The sequence below is a fragment of the Pseudoalteromonas sp. GABNS16E genome (assembly GCF_028598715.1).
Lineage (GTDB): Bacteria > Pseudomonadota > Gammaproteobacteria > Enterobacterales > Alteromonadaceae > Pseudoalteromonas > Pseudoalteromonas atlantica.
This window is the reverse complement of record NZ_JAQREZ010000018.1, coordinates 57581-68266: the sequence shown is the minus strand read 5'-3', so window position 1 is coordinate 68266 and position 10686 is coordinate 57581. Positions and strand designations below refer to the sequence as shown.

Sequence of the window (10686 nt, the reverse complement as noted above, 5' to 3'; positions counted from 1 at the left end):
ATCGACATCTACGTAAATTGCATCTAAGTTATTCATGCCCTTGCCTTGGTAATCTTATGTTTCTTGGTCGAAAGATCTGATCACCGCAAGGGCATTTAGTTCCATTTCTTATGTGCAGCTCAGGTTAATTATGACACCCATCAAAACACAAATGATAATGACACCCATTATAATAGTTGTATAAAACACAAGCTCGGACTACGCTTTAGCTTAAATAATAAACAGGGTTGTGTTATGGCTATTGCTCGTAAGCGCCAAATAAGTTTGGCAGATACAAAATATTATCACTGTATTTCACGCTGTGTTCGCCGGGCATATTTGTGTGGTGAAGACCCTTTTACAGGACAAAATTACGCGCATAGAAGAGGGTGGGTAGAGGATAAGCTTATCAGCCTTGCAAAGGTATTTTGTATAGATGTTTGTGCATACGCAGTTATGAGTAATCATACACATATTGTGTTGTATGTAGATGATAAAAAAGCTAATAGGTTAAACGACAAAGCAATAGCAATTCGTTGGCACAAGCTTTTTAAAGGCACCGCTATCACGCATAAATTTATACGCGGTGAGAAGTTATCGGCTACGGAACATTGGTTTTTAAATGAGAGCATAAAGCAGTATCGAGAACGGTTAAGTAGTATTAGCTGGTTTATGCGAGCATTGAACGAAAATATTGCAAGGCGAGCTAACAAAGAAGATGGCTGCACTGGGCGATTTTGGGAAGGGCGATTTAAATCTCAAGCGTTACTAGATGAAGCTGCTTTGTTGGCGTGCATGGCATATGTAGATTTAAATCCAATACGCGCCAAAGCGGCTGAAACACCTGAGGATTCGCACTTTACGAGCGTAAAACAACGCATAAAATCAATTGCACTTAAAAGCAACCAGGCGTTAAAAGTTAAGCAGCCAAAACAGTTATTACGCTTTGCAGGAAAGCCTAAAAAATACATGCCAAAAGGTTTACCATTCGAATTAAAAACGTATTTAGAGTTAGTTGAATTAACAGGTCGATGCATTCGCGCTGATAAAATAGGCTTTATTACGCATTCAACACCTGAATTATTGATACGTTTGAATATAGCGCCAGAGAACTGGTTAAAACTTACAACCGAATTTGGCAATGTTTTTCATGGAGCCGTGGGGCGTGTAAGCTCATTAGATAGCTATTGTAAACATCAAGCTATTAAGCGGAGGCCTAGCTATTCAAACAGTAAAAAATTATTAGCCTAATAAAACCGTTAAATAAATAGTATGTCATTTAGCTTTGCTGAGCTTTTATTGTGCCTGAAGTTTCTAAACAGCCATAAGATTATGACAAAAAGCTTAAGTATATAAACTTAAACATCTCCATTACCACTCAACATCTCAAATCAACATATAAATCCAACCAAATATTTCTTACTACACTTTTAATTTATAAATAATTAGAGTGGGTGTTATGGTTATGGCTTTATTATGACTAAGAAAGATTAAAGGGATGCCATATCTATAAATATCCTCATATATTTTGAACTCGAGGGCTTACCTCGTTTGTTAATTTTAAGATGGGTGTCAAAGTTATTATTTTGTATAAATCTGTATTGGTTGATATGTAGAATGAATGCTCTACCATATTGGGTAGAGCATTCATTCTACATGGGTTAAACACTTTGCTAAAACAAGATATAGCTGCTGCGCTTGAGGTGGCCTTTAGTCAACATGGTTTTGCTGAGCCTAGTGTGGCTAAGCTGCAAAAACTCAGTGGCGTTAGTTTGCGCACCCTTTATAAATATTACCCGTCAAAGCAGGCAATGATCATTGCTGCGCTTGAGTACCGCCATAATCGCTATATTAATTTTTTACTTAAAGATGCACCTGCTCCGGGAGTTGAGGCGGTTTTGCACATGTTTGATCAACTAAAAGCGTGGATGGTGCAATTTGCGCCTAATGGCTGTTTATCTATTAATGCGTTGTCGGCGTTTCCTGAAGATGAAGCTATTAGCCTTGCGGTGCAAACACATAAAAATGACGTAAAAAAACTGCTAGGTGAGCAAGGTTTAAATTCATCGTTGGCTAGTAGCTTGTTTTTGCTGCACGAGGGAGTGTCGAGTGCATGGCCAGTTATGGGCGATGAGGCGGTTACATCAGCAAAAAACAGTATTCTTAAATTAATATAATGGAGCAACCAATGGCAAATTTACCTAGCACAATGCACGCTGTACAGCTTACCGAGCATGGCGATTTTGATGTATTAAAGTATGCAACTAACTTACCGTTGCCAGGGCTTGCACAAACAGATGTACTTATAAAAGTCATGGCGGCAGGTGTTAATAACACAGATCTTAATACCCGCACGGCGTGGTACGCTAAAAAACAAAGCAGTAAAGACGATGCAAGTTGGTCTGGTTGCGTTTGTTTTTCCTCGTATTCAAGGGGCAGATGTATGCGGCGTAATTGTGGCTGTTGGTAAAAACGTAGATCAAAGCCGTATTGGTGAGCGCGTTATTGTTGAGCCATGCTTAATTAAAGCTAATGGCGAAACGCTTAAATCGCCATGGTATTTTGGCTCTGAGTGCGATGGTGGCTTTGCACAGTTTACCCGCGTTGACTCTATTCACGCTTATAAAATTAATAGTAACTATAGTGATGAAGAGCTGGCATCATTTCCGTGCTCATATTCTACGGCCGAAAACATGCTGTTTCGCTCAAACCCACAGCAAGGGCAAACTGTTTTAATTACAGGCGCTTCTGGTGGTGTTGGCTCAGCGGCAGTGCAATTAGCTAAAGCACGTGGCGCTTTTGTTATTGCCATTACGAGTAAAAGTAAGGCGCAGCAGCTTAAAGAGTTAGGTGCCGATAAAGTTATATTTCGTGAAGATGATTTAATTCAAGCCTTAGGTAAAAACAGTGTGGATGTAGTCATTGACCTTGTTGCCGGTGAGCAATGGCCTGCACTGCTTGAGGTATTAAAACCAAAAGGGCGTTATGCGGTGTCGGGCGCTATTGGCGGGGCATTAGTAGAGCTTGATATACGTACTTTGTACTTAAAAGATTTAACTTTTTTTGGCTGTACAGTTATAGAGCCTGAGGTATTTAAAAGCTTAGTTAACTTTATTGAACAAGAAAAAATAAAGCCTATTGTGGCGCAAAAAGTGTTTGCACAAAAACAACACGTAGGAAAAATAGTACTCACTATCCCCCATAGCGAATAGCGCGTTAAACAACAAAGCCCGTTACAAAGTAAGCGGGCTTTTTAATGGTAACAAGCTTATAAGCTTTTTTTAGGCGGTAAAGCCACGTTTGCAAATATTAGCCCTGCTACAAGCGACATAAATATTAAAAACGTTTGCTGGCCTATATGCTCGGCATAAACAAAGTCTTGGCCTTCAATAAGCGAGTTTAAGCCAATATACGTTTTACTGCCGGGCACCAGAACAATTAAGCCTTGCATGGCAACAATGGAAGCTGGCGCATTTGCAACGCGGTTAAATAAGTTACTAAACACTCCAACCGAAAGCGCACCAACAAACGTGCCTAACGTGTAGTCAAGGTACATAGCCGAACCAATACTCGTGCCATAGGCTATAAAACCTGATGCGATAGACCATCCAGCATGTTTAAGTTTGGTTCTAAATATCACTATTAAGCTGCTACAAAGTAAAAATATAGCCAGCCACGCAGTCCAGCGCGGTAGTGGCTCGGGCTGTACAAAGTCAGTTTGGCCAAATATGGCAAAGCCAATGCCTATGCCAATAAAGGCGCCAAAGTACAGTTTAAATAATAGCATAAACGAGTCCATAACCCGCGCCGTACCCGACACCAAATGCCTAGCTGCAAGCTCTGCTAAACCAAGCGCTAGCGCTAAACCGGGTATAAATACAATAATGGCTGAAAGCACCACTAACCGTATATTTATATCGGGCGAAATATACACACTTATTGCACAAGCCAGCACTGCCGATACTATAGCAACAAGGGGCTCTAGCATGTGAGCAACCCGTTTTGAGCGCCCCGACCACAGTACAAACACATATACCACTAAAGTAAGCAACGCAGACCAAATAACGTCTGTCCAGCTGGTACCCATTAGCATGGCAAATGCACCCCCCGATGTTGCAAAAGCAATACCGGTAACAAATTTATTGTACGGGTTTGGCATGTCGTAAATGGCATCAAGCTGAGCATCAACCTCTTGTAAGGTGAGCTTGTCGTCGAGCATTTGATTAACTAAGTCGTCGGTGCCGGCAAGTGAGCCTAAGTCGTGATCGCCTGGGTCTACGCGTGCCACGTGGGTGTATTCGTCTTCGTGGCCATCAGTCCAAATTACAAACGTTACCGAAGTTGGCGACATAACAAAAGACGATTTAAGTCCTAAGTAAGTGGCCACTTCCATTAAGTGTGCTTCTAGGCGGTACGCAGGGGTGCCGTACTTATGAAGCATTTTACCTAATTTAACGATAAATTTGCGTTTTTCAGTAAAAGTTGCAGTTTTCAAATCTTGTATGGACCAGTGTGTAAATAAATTAGCTAAAAGTATAGGCTAAAACGCCCATTTGTAATGGGCGCGATTTTAAACACAAATTTGTAGGAGTCTAGTCATTTTTAATCTAATTTTTTATTTTTTTCAGCAATCCATTGCGCCATATATTGCGTACTGCGCATAGTATGGTGTTTTAACATTTGTCCGGTGAAGTTTTTTTCCCTATGCGCTTTTAAATCGTTGCTTATAGAGTCAATTTTATTAATTAACGCCGCGCTTAATTTTACTTTGTCGTACAAGGTATTAAGTAGCGTATTGCCAGCTTGTTGCGCGTGTTCAAAATCGGCTTGATTGGTGTAAAGCTCAACGGCTGCATTTGCAAAATCGTCGGTATTATTAGTCACTTTACCAGGCCATGGTAGTTCGTTGTGCATGCCCTCACTGCCTATATTGGTAGTTACGCTGGGGGTTTGCATTATCATTGCTTCTAGCAGCTTGCCTTTTATACCTGCGCCAAAACGAAGTGGGGCTAAACATACGCGTGCGCTTTGCATTACCTCATAGGCGTTATCAGCCCAGCCTTTTATTAAAAAACCGGTTTTAGGGTTATTAAGTGCTGTTGCTTTTGGTGGCGGGTAAGAGCCATAAATATGCAGTTCTGCTTTTGGTAATTGCTTGCGAATAAGCGGCCATATTTTTTGTAAGTACAGCACGGCATCCCAGTTGGGGGCGTGTCTAAAGTTACCTATGGTCATAAAGTGCTCACGTTGTTCAAACGAGTTTGTTTGCGCAGGTAAAGCGGTTAAATCGACCATAAAAGGGAGATGATGTAATAAACTGGCTTCTACGTTAAATACACTACTAAGTAATTGCATTTCAAAGCTTGAAATAATTAAGCTTAGGTCGCAGCGCAATATTGCGGCTATTTCGCGTTTTGCTATGTCTGAATGTAAATCGCTGGTGGTAAATTCTCGCTCGCCTTTGTGCGCTTCGTGGCGCGCATTACGTAGGCATTGTAAATCTTCGGTATCGAGTATTTTAAAGGCATTGGGGCAATGTTTATCTACACGCCAGCCAAATTGCTCTTCCATCATAAAGCGGTCAAACATCACTATGTCTGGGTTGTACGCTTTAACGTACTCATCAAAACTTTCGCAGTTTAAGGCAATGCTTTGACTGGTTATACCAAAGTGATCTAGGTTTACCATGTGCTCGGTGCGCTGTGCTGGGGTGGCAAATTCTACTTGCCAATTTTGCGCTTTAAACGCATTTAATAACGACATCATGTGCGTACCCGCAGCAGACGAATTTGGCTCTGGCCATACGTAACCAATTACCAGCACTTTTTTCATTACGGTGTTTCTCTAATTTGTAGGTTTACATTTACCAGCGTTTTTACTGGCGCAGTGTTTGTTTGAAGTTGTTCTTGCAGCACTAAAATACTGCGCTTAGCAAGCTCTTGCGTGTTTATATTGGCGCAAGTAAAGCGAGGATGCATTTCGGTAATATCAGGAATATGTAAGCAACTTACTATATTGTTTTTTAAATGCGGGGCGGCGGCTAAAACGCCATGCGCAATTATATTATTAGCGCATACAACCGCGTCAATACTCGGATTATTAAGTAATGTGCTACTAAATATTTGCTTAGCATGTAATGGGGTGCTTTTTGTGCACGTAATAGCTGGCTCAGGGGTTATATTGTGTTTTTTACACGCGCTATTAAAGCCACTTAATAAACCCTGTGCAGATAAGCTTTCATCACCCATAAACAGTATGTTTTTAGGCGAATCATTTATTAGCTGCAATGTTACTACATGGCTTGCTTTAGTGTAGTCGGGTAAAACACACGGGGCTGAGCTGTAAGGTACTTCGTTCATTAGGCTAATAACATGGTAGGCAGCAGCAAGGTTGTCGAGCCACTGCGCACAGGTACTAGCCACAGGGCAAATTATAAATGCAGCTACTTTGTATTCTTTTAAATTATTTATTAGCTGCGTTTGGCGCTCTACGCTGTTGTTACTACTAACAATAATGGCCTGAAAAAAAGCTTCGCTTAAAGCCTGCTCTATATTTTTAGTAAGCAATGCCATAAGCGGGTTTGTTAAATCGTCAATCACTACAACCACTAAATTAGAGCGCCCAGAGCGCATAGCTGCTGCATCGCGATTATACACATAGCCTAGCTCATCTATGGCTTGTAACACTTTTTGTTTGCTTTTATCGGCTACTTTATTGCTGTGTGTAAGCACCAGCGATACGGTCGATTTAGACACCCCCGCACGGTGAGCAACATCAAAAATAGTGACCGATTTAGCTTTGTTAGGCATGGTATTTTAAGCGCGCAGTAGTGAGTAAATAGCTGCGTAGTGTAGCGTATATAATGCGTTTAAGTCATCTTTTAGCCCTGTAATTTAAAGCTTAATACTTTATGAACAGAGCAAAACATGTTTATATACCTTTTATAATCTTAAAAATAACAAAAGGATAAAAACATGAACGCATTTAGGCTGTTAGTTGCCTTTATTTGTTGTGTTGTAATAATGCCAAACAGCTATGCTGAGCAAGGTTATCAAACACCTTCGCCTGAGCTAGCCGCTGTGGTAGATGCCAAATTAGCACCCACTAGTTTTTTATCGAGCGATGGCCAATGGCTTGCTTTATTTGAGCGTAAGCGCGTAGAGACGCTTGGCGAGCTTGCTAAAGATGAGCTTAAACTTGCGGGTATAAAGCTTAACCCTGCTAACTTTTCACGCTCGCGTGTTAGCGCTAAATACAGCGCGCTTGAGCTTAAGCATGTGCAAAGCGGCACCGTTATTAATATTAATAATTTACCAAACGGTATTATTCGCTCGCCTAAATGGTCATCTAACAGTAAATATTTAGCGTTTGTTGTAGAGCAACAAAACCAAGCAAATTTATGGCTTTACAGTGTAGAGACAAAGCAAGCTAAAATGCTCTCAAATGCAGCGCTTAACTCAGTTATTACCGCTACGCCTTACCAATGGCTACCCGATAGCAGCGCACTGGTTGCAAATTTAGCAGTTAATATAGGTAAACCCGAGTTAAAAAACAGCAGTCAAAATGTAGTGCCTGTTATACAGCAAAGTACAGGCGAAAAAGCCCCAGCGCGTACCTATCAAAACTTATTAACCAGCCCGTTTGACGAAGCACAGTTTAAATTTTACGGCCAAGGGCAATTAGCTTACGTAACGCTTGATGGCAATACACAAGCAATTGGCAGCCCTGCATTATTTAAATCGTTTTCGGTATCGCCAGATTCAACCAATATATTAGTTGCTGCGATAAACGAGCCGTTTTCGTATCAAGTACCGTACAGCCGTTTTGCCAGCACTTGGCAAATATGGGGAATGCGTGGTTACGCATTAGCTGAGCTTGTAAAACAACCGCTTGCCGATAACATTCCACAAGGCTATGACAGTGTTCGTACCGGCCGCCGCGATTTTGAATGGCGTGCGGATCAAGGCGCAGAAGTTATTTGGGCCGAGGCACAAGATGGCGGCGACATGAAAACTGATGTTAAGCACCATGATTATATTTACAGCCTACGCGCGCCGTTTAAACGCGAGCCAAAACTGTTTGCTAAAGTAGAGCGCCGCTATGCTGGTATAGTTTGGGGTAATCAAAATATTGCCATGCTTAGCGACTGGCGCTTTAGCGACCGCCAAGTGCGTACGTATGTTATTCAGCCACGCAATGCAGATAAAAACCGTGTGCTTTTTTCTGAGCGAAGCTATAACGATGCGTACAAAAACCCAGGTAGCTTTATATACGAGCGTAACGATTTAGGCGCCAACGTTATTAAAATTGTTGGCGGGCGTTATATGTATCTGCGCGGTAACGGCGCGTCTGAGCAAGGTAATATTCCGTTTTTAGACCAGTACGATGTAAAAACGAATAGCAGCAAGCGTTTATGGCAATCACAAGCGCCATACTACGAGCGTGTTCGTGCATTGCTTGACGACGAAGGCGAGCGCTTTATAACTGTGCGAGAGTCTAAAACCGAGCAACCTAACTTTTTTATTCGTGATTTAGATAACGATACACTTACGCAGCTTACTAATTTTGCTCATCCGTACCCAGCATTTAAAGGGGTTACAAAAGAGCAGTTACGTTACAAACGTGATGACGGGGTTGAGCTTTCGGGCACGTTATATTTACCACCAGGTTACGATGTAACCCAAGGCCCGTTACCCGTACTTATGTGGGCGTACCCACTTGAATACAAAGACAAAGCCGTAGCATCACAAGTGCGCGAATCGCCATACGAATTTACTTACATTGGTTATTGGGGCCCTATGCCTTACCTTGCTAAAGGTATTGCCGTATTTGACGACCCTAAAATGCCTATTGTAGGTATTGATGGTAGCGAGCCAAACGATAACTTTAGAAAGCAGTTAGTTTCAAGTGCGCAAGCTGCGGTTGATGTGCTGGTTAAAAAAGGCATTGCCGATAAAAACAACATTGCTATAGCAGGGCACTCGTACGGTGCATTTATGGTGGCAAACCTATTAGCGCATAGTGATTTATTTAAAACCGGTATTGCTCGCAGTGGTGCTTACAACCGTACCTTAACGCCGTTTGGTTTTCAGGGTGAAGAGCGTGATTTTTGGCAAGCACAAAGTGTGTACGCTAACATGTCGCCGTTTTTCCATGCTGAAAAAATTGACGAGCCAATGCTAATGATCCACGGTCAAGAAGATCCTAATTCTGGAACTTTCCCAATGCAAAGTGAGCGCATGTACGCCGCCCTAAAAGGCTTAGGTAAAGATGCTCGCTTAGTAATGCTCCCTTACGAGGCACATGGCTACCGCGCACGTAAAAGCTTATTACATGTACTGTGGGAGCAAGAGCAGTGGCTAGATAAGTACTTATTAAGTGATTCTGTTGAAGAGCCGGTAAATGTTACTACTGAGCAAGTAGCAGAGCCAATACCGATTGCTGAACAATAGTAGATAATAGGTAACCAATAGCGCGGCTACTTTAGCCGCGTTTTTTGCTTTTAATATAGAGAGAAAAAATGATTGATGTTGCAGCGCTTGCCGTTTTTATTCCTACCTTCTTTTTTGTATCTATCACACCGGGTATGTGTATGACCCTTGCCATGACATTAGGTATGAGCATAGGTGTAAGGCGCACATTATGGATGATGATAGGTGAGCTGTTAGGGGTCGCAAGTGTTGCTATTGCTGCGGTATTAGGTGTTGCAAGCGTAATGCTAAATTACCCTAATGCGTTCGATATTTTAAAATGGGTAGGCGGTGCATACTTAATTTATATAGGTATAAATATGTGGCGCGCAAAAGGTAAAATGTCGATTGATACACAAAAACCGCATGATGTAAGTCGCCAGTCGCTATTTACGCAAGGCTTTGTAACTGCCATTGCTAATCCAAAGGGCTGGGCGTTTATGATCTCTTTACTACCGCCATTTATTAGCGTTGAACACGCACTCGCCCCGCAACTATTAGTGCTTGTTTTAGTTATTATGATAAGCGAATTTATTTGCATGTTAGCGTACGCCACAGGCGGTAAAAGCCTACGTTTATTTTTAAGCCGCGGTGATAATATAAAATGGATGAACCGAATTGCAGGCAGCCTTATGGTGCTAGTAGGCATATGGCTGGCATTAGGGTAATTAAATAACAGTTGATATTATCAATTAATTTGCTATAGTTGATTTTGTCATCTATTTTAAGAGAAATACCTGTTTAATGAATACGCCTGCTTTAGTAAATTCTGCGCTCGTAGAGCCTAAAAAAACACCGATCATTTATAAAATAATGGTGATGGTAAGTATTATTGTTTTTGTAGGCGGCAGCTTAACAGGCATTATGACTTACACAAATGTAGGTATAACTGAGCATTTTTATATGGATTGGTTTACCTCGTTTTTAAGTGCGGTGTTGGTTATGGCTCCTGTGGGGTTAGCAATGACAGCCCTTATGAATGCCTTGGTGGCTAAGTTATTACCAAAAGCAAGTGAGCTAAAACGTAATTTAGTGATTAGTGTTTTTATGGCGCTTACCATGGAGTCGCTAATGGCATTTGTTACCGCTACTAACAATATTGGCTATGCAGATATGCGTTTGTTTTTAAATGGTTGGGCTGAAGGGCTTCTTGCTGCACTGCCCATAGGCCTTACTATAATGCTAATCATGTCGGTTACTGTAAAGCCCAAATTAGAGCGTTTTTTAAAAAGTTAAC

Annotated in this window: 10 protein-coding genes; 7 read left to right on the top strand and 3 right to left on the bottom strand. The window is 41.5% G+C overall.

The features are described 5' to 3' along the window. The first annotated feature begins 234 nt into the window (after positions 1-234). From PSI06_RS09550 to PSI06_RS09540, 4 genes are all read left to right on the top strand, one after another. Complete coding sequence (locus tag PSI06_RS09550; protein ID WP_273603647.1) at positions 235-1230, top strand: transposase; 996 nt, start codon at positions 235-237, stop codon at positions 1228-1230. 419 nt (positions 1231-1649) lie between these two features. Further along, positions 1650-2156, top strand: a complete 507-nt coding sequence (locus PSI06_RS09545; RefSeq protein ID WP_039972541.1) for a TetR/AcrR family transcriptional regulator — start codon at positions 1650-1652, stop codon at positions 2154-2156. 11 nt (positions 2157-2167) lie between these two features. Further along, positions 2168-2449 carry a hypothetical protein gene (locus PSI06_RS21680; protein WP_407073080.1) on the top strand — a complete coding sequence of 94 codons (282 nt, stop codon included), beginning with the start codon at positions 2168-2170 and terminating at the stop codon, positions 2447-2449. Continuing rightward, positions 2370-3191 carry a zinc-binding dehydrogenase gene (locus tag PSI06_RS09540; protein WP_407073081.1) on the top strand — a complete coding sequence of 274 codons (822 nt, stop codon included), beginning with the start codon at positions 2370-2372 and terminating at the stop codon, positions 3189-3191. The genes PSI06_RS21680 and PSI06_RS09540 overlap by 80 nt, the downstream gene beginning before the upstream one ends. A gap of 56 nt (positions 3192-3247) precedes the next feature. On the opposite strand, the gene PSI06_RS09535 is transcribed toward PSI06_RS09540, so the two are convergent. From PSI06_RS09535 to PSI06_RS09525, 3 genes are all read right to left on the bottom strand, one after another. Further along, positions 3248-4474 (bottom strand): threonine/serine ThrE exporter family protein, encoded by a 1227-nt coding sequence (locus PSI06_RS09535; protein ID WP_273603646.1) that lies wholly within the window; start codon positions 4472-4474, stop codon positions 3248-3250. Between the two features lie 107 nt (positions 4475-4581). Further along, positions 4582-5811, bottom strand: a complete 1230-nt coding sequence (locus tag PSI06_RS09530) for a glycosyltransferase (protein WP_273603645.1) — start codon at positions 5809-5811, stop codon at positions 4582-4584. Further along, positions 5811-6788 (bottom strand): LacI family DNA-binding transcriptional regulator, encoded by a 978-nt coding sequence (locus tag PSI06_RS09525; protein WP_273603644.1) that lies wholly within the window; start codon positions 6786-6788, stop codon positions 5811-5813. The genes PSI06_RS09530 and PSI06_RS09525 overlap by 1 nt, the downstream gene beginning before the upstream one ends. A gap of 165 nt (positions 6789-6953) precedes the next feature. Here PSI06_RS09525 and PSI06_RS09520 point away from each other — a divergent pair, with 165 nt between their 5' ends. From PSI06_RS09520 to PSI06_RS09510, 3 genes are all read left to right on the top strand, one after another. Beyond that, the gene (locus PSI06_RS09520; protein ID WP_273605014.1) at positions 6954-9431 is read left to right on the top strand and encodes a S9 family peptidase; all 2478 of its coding nucleotides are present in this window, start codon (positions 6954-6956) and stop codon (positions 9429-9431) included. Between the two features lie 68 nt (positions 9432-9499). After that, the gene (locus PSI06_RS09515) at positions 9500-10117 is read left to right on the top strand and encodes a LysE family translocator (RefSeq protein WP_064387054.1); all 618 of its coding nucleotides are present in this window, start codon (positions 9500-9502) and stop codon (positions 10115-10117) included. A gap of 76 nt (positions 10118-10193) precedes the next feature. Further along, positions 10194-10685, top strand: coding sequence for a DUF2798 domain-containing protein (locus PSI06_RS09510; protein ID WP_273603642.1), 492 nt, complete (start codon positions 10194-10196; stop codon positions 10683-10685). Position 10686 lies beyond the last annotated feature (1 nt).

Bases quoted from the DNA above. Each gene is read 5' to 3' on its own strand.
- PSI06_RS09525 (WP_273603644.1), bottom strand. From the start codon at position 6,788: ATGCCTAACAAAGCTAAATCGGTCACTATTTTTGATGTTGCTCACCGT.
- PSI06_RS09540 (WP_407073081.1), top strand. From the start codon at position 2,370: ATGCAAGTTGGTCTGGTTGCGTTTGTTTTTCCTCGTATTCAAGGGGCA.
- PSI06_RS09510 (WP_273603642.1), top strand. From the start codon at position 10,194: ATGAATACGCCTGCTTTAGTAAATTCTGCGCTCGTAGAGCCTAAAAAA.
- PSI06_RS09520 (WP_273605014.1), top strand. From the start codon at position 6,954: ATGAACGCATTTAGGCTGTTAGTTGCCTTTATTTGTTGTGTTGTAATA.
- PSI06_RS09550 (WP_273603647.1), top strand. From the start codon at position 235: ATGGCTATTGCTCGTAAGCGCCAAATAAGTTTGGCAGATACAAAATAT.
- PSI06_RS09530 (WP_273603645.1), bottom strand. From the start codon at position 5,811: ATGAAAAAAGTGCTGGTAATTGGTTACGTATGGCCAGAGCCAAATTCG.
- PSI06_RS09515 (WP_064387054.1), top strand. From the start codon at position 9,500: ATGATTGATGTTGCAGCGCTTGCCGTTTTTATTCCTACCTTCTTTTTT.
- PSI06_RS21680 (WP_407073080.1), top strand. From the start codon at position 2,168: ATGGCAAATTTACCTAGCACAATGCACGCTGTACAGCTTACCGAGCAT.